We start from the raw sequence: 15,265 nt of genomic DNA on the forward strand, positions 1-15,265 counted from the left end.
GATAGCAGTCGGTCGCGACTGACCGCTACCGGCAGAGGTTGTGTAGAAACGTTTTCGAGCGCGGTATGCAGCTAAAACTGGACTGGAAATCGCGTTGCTACGCGAAATCAACGTCTGCTGAGGTGCCGATAAATTTCAGATTCAACGTAGACGCGCGCACTTCAATTTTCGCTCCGCGTTTTTACACGCCCTGGGCAAGAAGCAGCCACTCATTGGTGTCTATCAAGACGGGGGCGATTCATTCTTGATAGCCGGTCTGCAAAAGCTAGCCGATTTTTGGACATAGCTCTTACCGTTGGTCCAGATGCCGAGCCGTGTGGGTTGTTGGCGGGTAGCCTGCGTCATTCATAGCTAAATGTTTCTGATGCGGCTTGCGATCATCATCCATTGGCTTTAGGCGATCAGCGACTGTGGAAACGATAAGATCTTAGCGATTTTCACGGCAGGATTAGCTTGATCGGCAAAGCTCTACACGCTAACGGAACCAGATTCCAACACACGGACCGTTTCCACCACCAAATCAGCAGGATCGCAATGTAACGCGCTAGCTAGGGACAGGAGTGTTTCTAATGTGGGCTGGTTATGTCCGCGTTCCATCAAGCTGATGTAATTCCGCTGATAACCACACTGAAGAGCTAGTTGCTCCTGCGTGAGGTTTGCTCGCTTTCTCACATTTCGTAAGACTAATCCAAAAGCTGTAGCGACGTTCACAAACCCCTCCATTGAGGGGAGGAACTGTGGTCCACCTTGCCGTTACAGTCTTCACAGTATAATGTGAATTTTGACCTGACCTTACAGAAATACGAGAGAACCAATGTTCAACGTAGTGGATCAATTCGGCATGCTTTGGGACGTTCTCGGCGACAGCGAGGAATTTTATGATGCAGAACGTACTGTCCGACGTGTTGAGTACGACAGAGGCGATCCGATCTTTTTAATTTTCTATTGGCATGGCGACGAGTCAAATATCAGTCGGCGGCTTTCGATTGTAGCCGATGCTCAAGAGCTTCAAAATATTACGCGCTCCTACTCATTCAGCCAAAAAGTGGGTATTGATCAAGTGTTTATCGCATTGCCAGAACGAGTCACGAAAGCGTCTCCCTGGGTAATTGAAAAGCTTATATCTGCCAGTTTCTTAATAGATCACGATACTCGAGACTTTGGGTATCGCTACGAGACGGATAAAGGGACTTATATCGACAGTTTGTCCTTTGATACATGCGGTATGGAATCATATTCGCTGTACTCGATTTGAGTGTTAAAAAAGTTGAAGCTACATTCTCCTTTTATGTGTCAGAAAATAACGTAACGAATGGCTGACGCAAAGTCATATTTTGCCATGTAACGTGCGGGGATTAACACACTATGAAATTTGCAAGGTACACAGATCAAGCGATTGCAAAAGAGGTGGGAGCGTATATCCAAGCAATACGCCTGAAAAAAAATATGAGCTTGGAAGATGTAGCAAAAGGGTCTGGTGTAAGTCGTCAGACTCTTAACCTATTGCTTAATCATGGAAAGGGGACGGTGGTAAATTTGATAGCTATTCTTCGAGTTGTGAAGGAGCTTGAGCGATTGAGTTCATTGCTGGAAGAAGTGCGCCCTAGCCCGTTGCAAATTGTCTTAATGGAAGGCCGGAAACGTCAGCGTGCTACGGGTAGTCGCAAAGCATCTGATAAGAAGGATGTCGACGTTCCTATCTCGAAAAATCGCGATTGGTAACTGAACGCGTCGGTCCGATTCAGCCTCCACTGTCACTCACTTTGTTCATTTTTTTAAAAAAAGCGCTTGACTACATTAGATCATGCAGAAACGCATCACTGACAATCCCCTCGGCACGCTGCCGGTGCAGTATCTGGCCGGGCTATTACTGTGTGGGATCTTCGTGCCATTCCAGCCGTTCCACTTCGAGCACAGCGCCGGTTTTATCGTGCCGGTGTTGTGGATGGGGCTGGTGGTATCGGTGTTGGCGACGCTGCTGCTGTATCGATTGATCGCCCGGGGCAATCTGGTGAATGTCACCAGCCTGTTTTATCTGGTGCCGGCGGTGACAGCAGTGATGGACTATTTGATTTTCGGTAATCGCCTGGCCGCGTTGAGCGTGCTGGGCATGCTGTTGATCATCGTCGGTCTGGCCTTCGTGTTTCGTAAAACCACTTAATCAACGCCCATGAAAAAGGCCCGGAAGAAAACTTCCGGGCCTTTTTTGCAACTGCAAATCAGCGCGCCGCGACTTCGACCGGCTTCACCGCCCCAGGCTTCAACACCAGCCACAACGCAATCGCAATCAACACTCCGCCATACACATGCGCCATCGACAGCGGCTCATCGAGAAACAGCGCGCCCCACAACACGCCGAACGGCGGGATCATGAAGGTCACGGTCATCGATTTCACCGGCCCGATCGAGCTGAGCAGGCGGAAGTAAATGATGTAGGCAAACGCGGTACATCCCAGGCCCAGGCCCAGCAGCGACAACCAGACATTCCAGCCACCCCAGCTGACCGGTGGCTGGGTGATGACGCTGTAGCCGAACAACGGCAGCAGGAACAAGGTTGCACCGAGCATGCTGCCCACCGCCGAAAGACGACTGTCGACGCCACCGGCCTGATCCAGCCAGCGCCGCGCGAGGAAACCGGCGAAGCCATAGCAGGTGGTCGCGAGCAGGCAGGCGAGGGCGCCCATGAGCAATTGCAGGTCGAATGCGACCGGCCCGGCCCGCGTCAGTACGCCGACACCCATCAGACCGAGGAAGACCCCGCCAAGCTTGGCCACCGTGAGTTTTTCGCTGAAGAACAATCCGCCAATCAACACGCCCATCAGCGGTGTGGTGGCGTTGAAAATCGCCGAGTAGCCGGCCGGCAGCACTTGTGCGGCGACCGAATACAAGGTCGCTGGAACGCCGGAGTTGATCACGCCCAGCAGCATCAAGGTCTTGAGCTTGCCTTTGAAATCCCAGCTGATGCGCATCAGCCCGAGGATCACCAGCAACCCGACCGCCGCAATCGAGACGCGAAAAAATCCGGTAGGAATGGTGCCGACCACCGGGGCGATGATGCGCATGAACAGGAAGCTGGCGCCCCAGATGGCGGCCAGCGACAACATGCGGAAAATATCAACGGGGCTCACGGGCCACTCCTTCCATGATCGGGACGAGAGTGTTGCCGAGCACTCAAACGATGGCAACCGCTAATCGGGCATTTAATTTTCTCCGCCGGTGGTCGCATCGAACAAATTCGCCGTTACGGGCCATACGGTCGCGCATCTGGCACAAATCGCGCTTCACCTGCACGCACATCCATGGCTAAGCTCAGGCATTCGAGCGCAGGTTTCAATTCCCGCAGAGGTCTTATCTATGCCGCAGCAATGGCCAGCCACCGACATCGCCCGTCTGATCCTCGATGGCTTCGACGATTACCGTGAGCATTTCCGCCGGATTACCGATGGCGCGCGGGAGCGGTTCGAGAATGCGCGCTGGCAGGAGGCGCAAACCGCGTCGGCGGCGCGAATCAATCTGTACGAAGAAAAGGTCGGCGAAACCATCGGTCGCCTGCGCGAGCATTTCGCGCCGGACACGCTGAACGACGTCACCTGTTGGCCGCTGGTAAAAAGCGCCTACATCAGCATCATCGACCTGCGCTTCGACGATGAGCTGTCCGAGACCTGGTACAACTCGATTTTCTGCGGGCTGTTCAGTCACGACCTGATCAGCGACGGCTGCATGTTCATCCACACCACCCGCCCGAGCCTGCGCCGCGCGCGTGCCGCGCAAACCCGCACCTACAAGCCGCAAGGCCAGTTGTCGGACATGCTCGCGAGCATTTTTGACGATTACCGTTTCAACGAGGCCTACGCCGATCTGCCGCGCGACTTGCAGCGTCTCGAAGCGCAACTGCGCGAGAACCTGCCGGACTGGGTGTGCAAGGACCCGGAGCTGAGCGTCGAGCTGTTTTCCTCGGTTCTATATCGCAACAAAGGCGCGTACCTGGTCGGGCGCATCTACACCCGCGACGAGCAGTGGCCGCTGGTGATTCCGCTGCTGCACCGCGAGGGGCGCGGGATTCAGATCGATGCGCTGATCACCGACGAAGCCGACGTGTCGATCATCTTCTCGTTCACCCGCTCGTACTTCATGGTCGACGTGCCGGTGCCGGCGGAATTCATCGGCTTCCTGCGGCGCATTCTGCCGGGCAAGCACATTGCCGAGCTGTACACCTCGATTGGTTTCTACAAGCATGGCAAGTCGGAGTTTTACCGCGCGTTGATCAATCACCTGGCCAGCACCGATGATCAGTTCATCATGGCGCCGGGTGTGCGCGGCATGGTGATGAGCGTGTTTACCCTGCCGGGCTTCAACACCGTGTTCAAGATCATCAAGGATCGCTTCTCACCGTCAAAAAACGTTGACCGCGCCACGGTGATCGAGAAGTACCGACTGGTGAAAAGTGTCGATCGCGTCGGGCGTATGGCCGATACCCAGGAGTTTGCAGACTTCCGTTTCCCGCTGAGCAAATTCGAACCTGCGTGCCTCGCGGAATTGCTTGAAGTCGCAGCGTCGACGGTGTCGGTGGAAGACGAAACGGTGCTGATCCGCCACTGCTGGACCGAGCGCCGCATGACGCCGCTGAACCTGTATCTGGAAAACGCCAACGACGCGCAAGTGCGTGAGGCTCTGGAAGATTACGGCTTGGCGATCAAGCAACTGGCGGCGGCGAATATCTTTCCTGGCGACATGCTGTTGAAGAACTTTGGCGTGACCCGGCATGGGCGGGTGGTGTTTTACGACTATGACGAAATCTGCTTTCTGACTGAGGCGAACTTCCGGCATATCCCGGCACCGCGTACGCCAGAGGACGAAATGGCTTCGGAGCCGTGGTACTCGATCGGGCCGCTGGATGTATTTCCCGAGGAGTTTCCACCGTTTCTGTTCGCTGATTCGGGGCAGCGTAAATTGTTCGATCAGTTGCATGGCGAGTTGTACAACGCCGATTACTGGAAGAGCTTGCAGGAGGCGATTCGGGCGGGGAAAGTCATCGACGTTTTCCCCTACCGGCGCAAAGGCCTGGATAACGAGTAACGGCTTCCCCCTCACCCCAGCCCTCTCCCCAGGGAGAGGGAGCCGACCGAGGTGTCTGGCGTCAAACATCGACCTGAAAAATCTTGGCGATTATGGATTCGAAGACACTCGTTCAGGTCGGCGGAGTTCGTAAAGTCGACTCCGTCGGTCCCCTCTACCCCTGGGAGAGGGCTAGGGTGAGGGCAGGCAATTCCCCTGACACGCCAAACATCGAACAAATCTGCGACAATCCGCAACCTGCGCCTTTAGACGACCGAATTGCCTACCCGATGACCGAAGAATCGCCCTCCATCGACAAACTGCTGAAAAATCTCGATCACGCCATGCTCGCCGACCGTCACCGGCTGAGGCGGCAGTTGCTTGAGCTGCGCAAGAAACCCGACGAGGCCAAACTGGCCCAGTGGGTGGCGCGTATGCAGGCGTCCTGTGATCAGGTACTGGCGCGCAAGGCCAGCCTGCCGGTGATCCGTTACGACGACAGCCTGCCGATTGCGGCCAAGCGTGACGAAATCAAGAAGGCGCTGGAACAGCATCAAGTGCTGATCATCGCCGGCGAAACCGGCTCGGGTAAAACCACCCAGTTGCCGAAAATCTGTCTGGAAATCGGTCGCGGCCAGCACGGCATGATCGGCCACACTCAGCCACGGCGGATCGCTGCGCGCAGCGTCGCCAGCCGGGTTGCCGAAGAACTCGGCACGCCGCTTGGCGCGTTGGTCGGTTATCAAGTGCGCTTCGAGGATCAGAGCGATTCCAGCACCCTGATCAAACTGATGACCGACGGCATCCTGCTGGCGGAAACCCAGAATGACCGGCATCTCGAACGCTACGACACGATCATCGTCGATGAAGCCCACGAACGCAGTCTGAACATCGACTTCCTGCTCGGCTACCTGAAAACCCTGCTGCCGCGCCGCCCGGATCTGAAGGTCATCATCACTTCGGCGACTATCGATCTGGAGCGTTTCTCCAAGCATTTCGACGATGCGCCGATTGTCGAAGTCTCGGGCCGCACGTTTCCGGTGGACACTTGGTATCGCCCGCTGACCCTGGAGCAGGACGAAGAGGGCAACTGTGTCGAAGACGACCTGACGGTGGATCAGGCGATTCTCGCCACCCTCGACGAAATCGCTTCTTACGAACGCAGCGAACGCCGCAGTCCCGGCGATGTGCTGGTGTTCCTGCCCGGCGAGCGCGAGATTCGCGACGCCGCCGACATGCTGCGCAAGGCCCAGCTCAAGCACACCGAAATCCTGCCGCTGTACGCGCGCTTGTCGCCGGCCGAGCAGCAGCGGATTTTCCAGTCGCATCCAGGCCGTCGCGTAGTGTTGGCGACCAACGTTGCCGAGACTTCGCTGACCGTGCCGGGCATCCGTTACGTGATCGACAGCGGCACCGCGCGCATCAGCCGTTACAGCTATCGCGCCAAGGTGCAGCGCTTGCCGATCGAGGCGGTTTCCCAGGCCAGTGCCAACCAGCGTAAAGGGCGCTGCGGCCGGGTTGAGCCGGGCATTTGCATCCGCCTCTACAGTGAAGAAGATTTTATCGGGCGTCCGGAATTTACCGATCCGGAAATCCTGCGGACCAACCTCGCCGCCGTGATCTTGCAGATGCTCCATCTGCGGCTCGGCGAGATCACCGATTTCCCGTTTATCGAGCCGCCGGACGGCAAGGCGATCAGCGACGGTTTCAACTTGCTGCAAGAACTCTCGGCGGTGGATCGCAACAGTCAGCTGACGCCGCTGGGTCGCCAGTTGGCGCGCCTGCCGGTAGACCCGCGCATGGGCCGCATGCTGCTCGAAGCGGCCAAGCTCGGCAGCTTGCAGGAAGTGTTGATCGTTGCCAGCGCAATGTCGATTCAGGACCCGCGCGAGCGTCCGCCGGAGCGTCAGCAAGCCGCCGATCAGGCTCACGCGCAATGGAAGGACATCGACTCGGACTTCGCCGGGCTGGTCAATCTGTGGCGCGGTTTTGAAGAACAGCGTCAGGCGTTGACCGCCAGCCCGCTGCGCAACTGGTGCCGCAAGAATTTCCTCAACTACTTGCGCCTGCGCGAGTGGCGCGATTCGCATCGTCAGTTGAGTCTGATCTGCCGCGACCTGCAATTAACGGTCAATAAAGAGCCGGCGGATTACCCGAAACTGCACAAAGCGGTGCTGGTCGGTTTGCTCAGCCAGATCGGCCAGAAAACCGAGGACGGCGATTACCTCGGCGCGCGTCAGCGGCGGTTTTGGATTCACCCGTCCTCGGGCATCGGCAAGAAGCGCCCGCAGTGGGTGATGGCTGCCGAACTGGTGGAAACCACCAAGCTTTACGCGCGCATGGTGGCGAAAATAGACGCCGACTGGATCGAGCCACTGGCCGGGCATCTGATCAAGAAAAACCACTTCGAACCGCACTGGGAGAAGAAGCGCGGTCAGGTCGTGGCGTTCGAGCAAATCACCCTGTTCGGGCTGATTGTGGTCGGTCGTCGGCCGGTGCATTACGGGCCGGTCGATCCGGTGGTGTCGCGTGAAATGTTTATTCGCGAAGGCTTGGTGCGCGGCGAGATTCAGTCCCGCGCCAGGTGCCTGAGTGCCAACAAACAATTGCTCGAACAGCTTGATGAACTGGAAGCCAAGGCTCGGCGTCGCGACATTCTCGCCGACGAAGAAACGCTGTTCGCTTTCTACGACGCGCGCTTGCCGGCGGAGATTCACCAGACCGCGACCTTCGACAGTTGGTATCGGGTGCACAGTCAGAAAGATCCGCAACTGTTGATCATGCGCGAAGAAGACGTGCTGGCCCGCGAGGCCAGCGAAGTCACCGCCCAGCATTACCCGGACACGCTGCACATCGGCGATCTGGAACTGGCCCTGAGTTATCACTTCGAGCCCAATCATCCGCGCGATGGCGTGACCCTGCGGGTGCCGGCGCCGCTGTTGCCGATGCTGCCGCCGGAACGCCTGGAATGGCTGGTGCCGGGGATGATCGAGGCCAAGTGCATCGCCCTCGTGCGCAATTTACCGAAAGCATTGCGCAAAAATTTCGTGCCGGTGCCGGACTTCATCAAAGCTGCGTTGCAACGCATGACCTTCGCCGAAGGCTCGTTGCCGCAAGCGCTGGGCCGCGAATTGCTGCGCATGACCGGCGCGCGGGTCAGCGATGAAGCCTGGGCCGAGGCCGAGCAGCAGGTCGAAGGGCATCTGCGGATGAACCTGGAAATCGTCGACGGCCAAGGCAAGTTCCTTGGCGAAGGACGCGATCTGGCCGAGCTGACTGCACGCTTCGCTGAAGCCAGCCAGGCTGCGTTGGCCGTGCCGCAGAGTGCGAAAAGTCAGTTGCCGGTGGAGGCCAAGGTCTTCGCCCCGGTGGCGGAAAAGACGCAGCAGAAGATCGCCGGGCTGTCGATGACGGTGTATCCGGCGCTGGTGGAAGAGGGCGGCACGGTCAAGGAAGGGCGTTTCTCGACGCCGGCCGAAGCCGAGTTCCAGCATCGCCGCGCCTTGCAGCGCCTGCTGATGCAGCAACTGGCCGAGCCGGCCAAGTTCCTGCGCGGCAAGTTGCCAGGCATGACCGAGCTGGGCCTGATGTATCGCGAACTCGGGCGGGTCGACGCACTGGTCGAAGACATTCTGCTGGCCAGTGTCGATAACTGCATTCTTGAGGGCGAAGACCCGTTGCCGCGTGACGGCGCTGGTCTCGCAGCACTCGCCGAGCGCAAGCGCGGTGGCTGGACCGAGCACGCCGAGCGCGTGGCGCGCCTGACCCTTGAGATCCTGAAGATCTGGCACGGTCTGCAAAAACGCTTCAAGGGCAAGATCGACCTCGCGCAGGCTGTGGCGCTGAACGACATCAAGCAACAGCTGAGCAATCTGGTGTATCCGGGGTTCGTCCGGGAAACGCCGATGCAATGGCTCAAGGAACTGCCGCGTTACCTGAAAGCGGTCGAGCAGCGTTTCGAAAAGCTTGGCGCGCAGGTGCAGAAGGATCGGGTCTGGAGTGGCGAACTGGCTGGCCTATGGGCGCAATACCAGACTCGCGCGGCGAAACATGCGCAGGAAGGCAAACGCGATCCGCAGCTTGAGCTTTATCGCTGGTGGCTGGAGGAATACCGGGTTTCGCTGTTTGCCCAGCAGTTGGGGACAAAAGTACCGATCTCCGACAAGCGCCTGAACAAACAATGGAGTCAGGTCGAACCCTGATTTGCGTCTGGCAATAATCCTGTAGGAGCTGCCGCAGGCTGCGATCTTTTGATTTTGCTTTTAAACAACCAAGATCAAAAGATCGCAGCCTTCGGCAGCTCCTACAGGGATAACGTTTGCTGGAGATGGGGCCAAAAGCCGAGGTTTATGGCAAACTTCGCCCCCATAAACACCGGTTTCGCGACCCAGAGCCTTTGGCCCGGTCGCGTAGTGGAATAAAGCGATACCAGGTTTGCGTCCCCCGGATGGAAATAGACCCTTTATGTGTTGGTACGTCGGTGCCAGCGCTTTCTGCCTGAACAGATCAGAGAAACGACCATGCATAATGTCGTCATCAGCGGCACCGGCCTGTACACCCCGGCCAACAGCATCTCCAATGAAGAGCTGGTGCAGTCTTTCAATACCTACGTCGCGCAGTTCAACGCCGACAACGCTGACGCTATCGCCAGCGGCGAAGTTCAGGCCCTGACCGAATCCAGCGCCCCGTTCATCGAAAAGGCTTCCGGCATCAAGAGCCGCTTTGTCATGGACAAGGAAGGCATTCTTGACCCGGCGCGCATGGCGCCACGTTTGCCAGAGCGTTCCAACGACGAATGGTCGGTGCTCTGCCAGATGGCCATCGGCGCTGCCGAGCAAGCCTTGCAGCGCGCCGGCAAGACTGCCGCCGACATCGACGGCGTAATCGTCGCCTGCTCGAACCTGCAACGTGCCTACCCGGCCATCGCCATCGAAGTCCAGGAAGCACTGGGCATTCAGGGCTACGGTTTTGACATGAACGTCGCCTGCTCCTCGGCGACCTTCGGCATCCAGCAAGCGGCCAACAGCATCCAGCTCGGCCAGGCCCGGGCGATCCTGATGGTCAACCCGGAAGTCTGCACCGGTCACCTGAACTTCCGTGACCGCGACAGCCACTTCATCTTCGGTGACGCTGCGACTGCGGTGATCCTCGAACGCGCTGACCTGGCGACTTCCCAGCACCAGTTCGACGTAGTCAGCACCAAACTGCTGACCAAGTTCTCCAACAACATCCGCAATAACTTCGGCTTCCTCAACCGCGCGGCGGAAGAGGGCGTCGGCGCCCGCGACAAGTTGTTCGTGCAGGAAGGCCGCAAGGTGTTCAAGGATGTCTGCCCGATGGTTGCCGAGCTGATCGCTGAGCATTTGCAAGAGAACCAGCTGAATGTCGGCGACGTGAAACGCTTCTGGCTACATCAGGCCAACCTGAGCATGAACCACCTGATCGTGCGCAAGCTGCTCGGTCGCGAGGCCACCGAAGAAGAAGCGCCGGTGATCCTCGACACTTACGCCAACACCAGCTCCGCCGGTTCGGTGATTGCGTTCCACAAGTATCAGGATGATCTGGCCTCCGGTTCGCTGGCGGTGCTGAGTTCGTTTGGTGCGGGTTACTCGATTGGTAGCGTGATTCTGCGCAAGCGCTGATTGACGCGGTTCCTTTGTGGCGAGCTCGCTCGCCACATCGTATTTGCGCCTGAATTGATTCGAGGTCTGAATGCCCGTAGCGGATGACGGAAAATTGCTCGAACGCCTGCTCGCGGGCGAACAACAAGCCTTCAAGGAACTGGTCCGCACCTACCAAAGCCCTATGCGCGCGGTGGCTTATGCGATTGTCGGCCAGCGGCATGTCGAGGAAGTGGTGCAGGACGCCTGGCTATCGGTGGTTCGACACATCGGCAGTTTCGAAGGTCGCTCCAGTCTCAAGACCTGGCTGCTGACCATCACTGCCAACTCGGCCAAGAGCCGTTACAAGCTCAACCGTCGCGAAGTGTTGCTCGACGATTTGCCCTCGCCCCATGGCACCATCGATGACGACCGCTTTTCACCCGGCGACGGCCACTGGCTGGTCGCGCCATTCGCCTGGCACCAGGACACTCCGGAAGCCTTGCTCACCGAAGGCGAGTTGCGCGAATGCCTCGAGCACACGCTGCTCAGTCTTTCGGAGTTGCAAAGCAGTGTATTGCTGCTGCGTGAACGGCAGGGGCTGGAGCTGGAGGAGATCTGTAATCTTCTGGAGATATCGCTCTCCAATGTCCGTGTGCTGCTGCATCGTGCACGTTTGAAGGTCTTCGCCACCGTGGAACATTTTGAGGAGACGGGAGAATGTTGACCTGCAAGGAGCAAGTGGCCCGCTCCAGCGATTATCTCGACGACCAACTGAGCTTTCGCGAAAAGCTGATGGTGCGCCATCACCTGATGTTCTGCCCCAACTGCCGACGTTTCATGCGCCAGATGCGCGTGATGCAGGCGACGGTGAAGGCAATGCCGGAAAAACCGCTGGAAGAGGATGTGGATGCACTGGCCGAACGGCTGGCAGCGCTACGCCGAGAAGACAACTCCTGAGCCCTCGCCACAGGTGCAATAGCCCGGCGCGGGTGAAACGAACGGATGATGGGGATCGTTCCGCCCACGCCATGCTAATGATGCGCTTTCTTAGAACTTGGCTTCCGCATCCAGCTGCAGGGTGTTGGCATCTGCATCACGTTGGGTACGGCTTGCAAAGTCGGCCTTGGTCAGGAAGTACGTGGCGCCAACGGCGAAGTTCTTGTCGATGTCGTAGCCGACCTTGAGCTTGTGACCGCGTGAACCGGTGGTGCCGTTGGCGAAGTCCGAATCGGTGAACGCACCGACCACAGCATTGCGCTGCACGTCACGATAGTTGTAGTCGAGGTTGAAGCCGAAGACTTTCGACTTGGCACCCAGCAACCATGCAGTGTCCTGATCGGTCACAGCGTCGTTGTTCTTCACGTATTGGCCGTAGAACGACAGCGGCATTGGCAGACCGCCGATGTCGAGCTGGCTGAAACCTTCGTACAGACGGAATTCGTTGTTCGCCGAGTTGCCGTTGACCGACAGTGCACATGGCGTCGACGTGCCGGTGCAACGGCTGTCTTCGTCGTTCTGGTAGGCGTAGACGCTGCCGCCCACGGTCAGTTTCAGGTTGTCGGTGATAGCCAGGCGGCTGCCCAACTGGCCAGAGGTCAAGCGCAGGTCGTGGCGGAACTGCACGCCGTCGCCGTCAACGTTGTCCTTGAGGTTGTAGTTGCCCAGGCTACCGAACAGTTCGGCGCTGTTGCCCAACGGATACTTGTAGGTGACCGCCAGACCTTCCGGGTTGATGTCGCCATCCCAGATCACGTCACCCATGCTGACCCACGGTTGCAACATCTTGCCGCCGATCACGTGCAGGTTTTTGATTGCGTCAGGGTGGTAGTCGATGTAGCCCAGATCGAGCCAGATCTGCTTCTTGTCGAAGTAGTTGTCCTGATCCTGGTTGGTCGAGCGTGCATCATCGCCGCCGCCAGTGGCGATACGAATGCCGGTATCGACTTGCGGGTTGATTTCAGTGTAGGCACCGAGACGGGCACGGATGCGCTGACGATCCTTGTCGCGGCCGCCATTGTTCGGCTCGCCATCGATCTTGATGGTTTCCTGGCGGATACGCACGTCGCCCTTGAACTGGGTCTTGGCAGCCCACGCCAGTTTCTGGTCGAAGGAGCTGAGCTCGTTGGTTTTCTTCGCGGTCGCCGCGATCTGCTCGTTAGTCTCTTGCTGCGCCTGCTGCGCGATTTGCTGGGCCTTCTGATCCCTGGCCAGTTCGGTTTGCAGTTCAACGTACTGCGCCTGGGAAATCGAACCGTTAGCCTTGAGCATGTCGAGCAGTTTGGCGTCGACTGCGGCACTGGCCGGAACGCTCATGGCCAGCAACAGGCCACCGCACAGGGCCGCCGCAGTTTTCGTGGAAGCAAGACGCATAGCAATCTCCGAAGATAAGAGGGATGGCTGAACCATCCTGGGCACAACCGACGGTTTAACGGTCGGAAAACAGTGGCCGGCTAGAACCCGGCGCTCTAAAAACAGGCGCCAGTATCGCGATGGTTTATGACAGAGCAGTGGCACGATGATGGCAGGATGATGACGATGCGAATTTGGCGAGAACTATCGGGCTAGAGCGCTGTCCTGCGATTGCTCGTGTGCTTTGCGTGGGCAATCAGCGATACTCGGCGAGCTGTCATGCCAGGAACCGGAGTGGAAAATGCCGCTGCAACGTCTGCACAAACTGTCGGAAATCGCATCGGCTGCATGGGATGCTCTAGTACCGGAAAACCAGCCGTTTCTGCGCCATGCATTCCTCTCATCACTCGAGGACAGTGGCAGTGTCGGTCCACATTCAGGCTGGCAACCGGAGCATTTGCTGCACGTCGAAGACGGGCGTTTGCTCGCCGCGTTACCGAGTTATCGCAAGTGGCATTCCTACGGTGAATACGTGTTTGATCACGCTTGGGCCGACGCCTGCGCGCGTGCCGGCATCGATTACTACCCCAAGCTGTTAACCGCTGTACCGTTCAGCCCGGTCAGTGGGCCGCGCTTGTTGGCGGCGAATGTCGAGGACGGATTTGAGCTGCTCAAGAGCCTGCCGGGTTATCTGGAAATCGAAGAACTTTCCAGCGCGCACATCAACTTTACCGACGCGTTCACCGACGCCGCGATGGCCGAGCAACCGGGCTGGCTGCAACGCATCGGCTGTCAGTACCACTGGCAGAATCGTGGCTATCGCGACTTTCAGGATTTCCTCGACGTGCTCAGTTCGCGCAAGCGCAAGCAGATGCGCAAGGAGCGTGGGCAAGTGGCGGGGCAGGGCTTCGAGTTCGAATGGCTGGAGGGCCGTGAGCTGGACGAGGCGCAGTGGGATTTTGTCTACGCTTGCTACGCCAATACTTACGCGGTGCGTCGGCAAACGCCGTATCTGACGCGGGAGTTCTTCAGCCTGTTGGCGGAGCGCATGCCCGAATCGATCCGTGTCGTGCTGGCCAAACACGGTTCACGGCCGGTGGCCATGGCCTTCAGTCTGGTCGGTGGCGACAGTTTTTATGGGCGCTACTGGGGCTGTCTCGCCGAGTACGATCGACTGCATTTCGAAACCTGTTTCTATCAGGGCATGGACTACGCAATTGCCCAGGGTTTTCAGCGTTTCGATGCTGGCGCGCAGGGTGAGCACAAGCTGATTCGCGGCTTTGAACCGGTGATCACCCACTCATGGCATTACCTGCGTCATCCGGGTCTGAAAGCGGCGGTCAAGGATTTCCTGCAGCAGGAGCGTGCCGGAGTTCTCGCTTACGCGGAAGAAGCGAGGAGCGCGCTGCCTTATCGGCAAGCGTGATCCTCGCCAATATCTTCAACGGTCCTCGTTGCCCAGCCAGCGATAAGTCACCCCGCCAATCACCGCACCCAGCAGCGGCGCAACCCAGAACATCCACAACTGCGCGATTGCCCAGCCGCCGACGATCAGCGCCGGCCCGGTGCTGCGCGCCGGGTTGACTGAGGTGTTGGTGACCGGGATCGAGATCAGGTGAATCAGGGTCAGCGCCAAGCCGATGGCAATCGGTGCCAGTCCCGCTGGAGCGCGTTTATCGGTGGCGCCGAGGATGATCACCACGAACATCGCGGTCATCACCAACTCCGTGACAAAGCCGGCCGCCATCGAGTATTTGCCCGGCGAATGCTCACCATAACCGTTGGAGGCCAGCCCTGCGCCGAGATCAAAACCTTCCTTGCCGCTGGCGATGTAGTAGAGCAACGCCGCTGCGAGAATCCCGCCGATCACCTGAGCGATGATATACGCGGGCAGCTCTTTGGCCGGGAATCGACCGCCGACAAACAGACCCACCGATACCGCCGGATTGAGATGACAACCGCTGATGTGACCGATGGCGAACGCCATGGTCAGCACCGTCAGACCAAACGCCAGCGCCACTCCCAGCACGCCGATACCCAACGGTGAAGACGCGGCAATCACCGCGCTGCCGCAACCACCCAACACCAGCCAGAACGTACCCAACAACTCAGTGACTGAACGCTTGAACAGTGACATGAGAGAGTCCTTGATAGCCGTGCTATCGAGACTGTATTGCGTTGTGCATCCTGCAGACTTACTACAGGTTCCATTCCGGAGCCTTGGCTGAGTACAGCAGGCTTTGTGCGGATTTCCAGCA

12 protein-coding genes and 1 pseudogene are annotated in these 15,265 nt (G+C 58.3%); 9 read left to right on the plus strand and 4 right to left on the minus strand.

The window, feature by feature from the left end; genetic code table 11:
* Window positions 1–468: 468 nt before the first annotated feature.
* Complete coding sequence (locus ACOI8A_RS28025) at window positions 469–723, minus strand: helix-turn-helix domain-containing protein (protein ID WP_420647856.1); 255 nt, start codon at window positions 721–723, stop codon at window positions 469–471.
* A 91-nt stretch (window positions 724–814) separates the two neighbouring features.
* Between ACOI8A_RS28025 and ACOI8A_RS28030 the strand changes: the two genes are divergently transcribed.
* The 3 genes and pseudogenes from ACOI8A_RS28030 to ACOI8A_RS28040 all read left to right on the plus strand — a co-directional run.
* Window positions 815–1,255, plus strand: coding sequence for a hypothetical protein (locus ACOI8A_RS28030; protein WP_420647857.1), 441 nt, complete (start codon window positions 815–817; stop codon window positions 1,253–1,255).
* A gap of 110 nt (window positions 1,256–1,365) precedes the next feature.
* Window positions 1,366–1,722: a helix-turn-helix domain-containing protein gene (locus tag ACOI8A_RS28035; RefSeq protein WP_420647858.1), complete on the plus strand. Its 357-nt coding sequence runs from the start codon at window positions 1,366–1,368 to the stop codon at window positions 1,720–1,722.
* 79 nt (window positions 1,723–1,801) lie between these two features.
* A pseudogene (locus ACOI8A_RS28040) lies at window positions 1,802–2,161 on the plus strand (EamA family transporter); the annotation flags it as partial.
* Window positions 2,162–2,219: 58 nt separating this feature from the next.
* Here the strand turns inward: ACOI8A_RS28040 and ACOI8A_RS28045 are convergent.
* Window positions 2,220–3,128 carry a DMT family transporter gene (locus ACOI8A_RS28045; RefSeq protein WP_420647859.1) on the minus strand — a complete coding sequence of 303 codons (909 nt, stop codon included), beginning with the start codon at window positions 3,126–3,128 and terminating at the stop codon, window positions 2,220–2,222.
* A 226-nt stretch (window positions 3,129–3,354) separates the two neighbouring features.
* On the opposite strand from ACOI8A_RS28045, the gene aceK reads away from it, so the two are divergent.
* The 5 genes from aceK to ACOI8A_RS28070 all read left to right on the plus strand — a co-directional run bounded on the left by aceK (window position 3,355) and on the right by ACOI8A_RS28070 (window position 11,615).
* Entirely contained in the window at window positions 3,355–5,076 is a 1,722-nt protein-coding gene (aceK, locus tag ACOI8A_RS28050; RefSeq protein WP_420647860.1) for a bifunctional isocitrate dehydrogenase kinase/phosphatase, read from the plus strand.
* Between the two features lie 269 nt (window positions 5,077–5,345).
* Window positions 5,346–9,257 carry an ATP-dependent RNA helicase HrpA gene (gene hrpA / locus ACOI8A_RS28055; RefSeq protein ID WP_420647861.1) on the plus strand — a complete coding sequence of 1,304 codons (3,912 nt, stop codon included), beginning with the start codon at window positions 5,346–5,348 and terminating at the stop codon, window positions 9,255–9,257.
* Between the two features lie 318 nt (window positions 9,258–9,575).
* Window positions 9,576–10,697, plus strand: a complete 1,122-nt coding sequence (locus ACOI8A_RS28060; RefSeq protein WP_420647862.1) for a beta-ketoacyl-ACP synthase III — start codon at window positions 9,576–9,578, stop codon at window positions 10,695–10,697.
* Window positions 10,698–10,767: 70 nt separating this feature from the next.
* Window positions 10,768–11,382, plus strand: a complete 615-nt coding sequence (locus ACOI8A_RS28065; protein ID WP_420647863.1) for an RNA polymerase sigma factor — start codon at window positions 10,768–10,770, stop codon at window positions 11,380–11,382.
* A complete protein-coding gene (locus ACOI8A_RS28070; protein ID WP_420647864.1) occupies window positions 11,376–11,615 on the plus strand; it encodes a zf-HC2 domain-containing protein in 240 nt (79 codons plus the stop codon). Before ACOI8A_RS28065 ends, ACOI8A_RS28070 begins: the two co-directional genes overlap by 7 nt.
* A gap of 90 nt (window positions 11,616–11,705) precedes the next feature.
* Here the strand turns inward: ACOI8A_RS28070 and ACOI8A_RS28075 are convergent, their stop codons facing one another.
* Entirely contained in the window at window positions 11,706–13,028 is a 1,323-nt protein-coding gene (locus ACOI8A_RS28075) for a putative porin (protein WP_420647865.1), read from the minus strand.
* Window positions 13,029–13,308: 280 nt separating this feature from the next.
* On the opposite strand from ACOI8A_RS28075, the gene ACOI8A_RS28080 reads away from it, so the two are divergent.
* A complete protein-coding gene (locus tag ACOI8A_RS28080) occupies window positions 13,309–14,433 on the plus strand; it encodes a GNAT family N-acetyltransferase (protein ID WP_420647866.1) in 1,125 nt (374 codons plus the stop codon).
* A 15-nt stretch (window positions 14,434–14,448) separates the two neighbouring features.
* Here ACOI8A_RS28080 and aqpZ read toward each other — a convergent pair whose 3' ends face one another.
* The gene (gene aqpZ, locus ACOI8A_RS28085) at window positions 14,449–15,144 is read right to left on the minus strand and encodes an aquaporin Z (protein ID WP_420647867.1); all 696 of its coding nucleotides are present in this window, start codon (window positions 15,142–15,144) and stop codon (window positions 14,449–14,451) included.
* Between the last annotated feature and the right edge of the window lie 121 nt (window positions 15,145–15,265).

This window comes from Pseudomonas sp. P4795 (assembly GCF_048822895.1).
Classification (GTDB): domain Bacteria; phylum Pseudomonadota; class Gammaproteobacteria; order Pseudomonadales; family Pseudomonadaceae; genus Aquipseudomonas.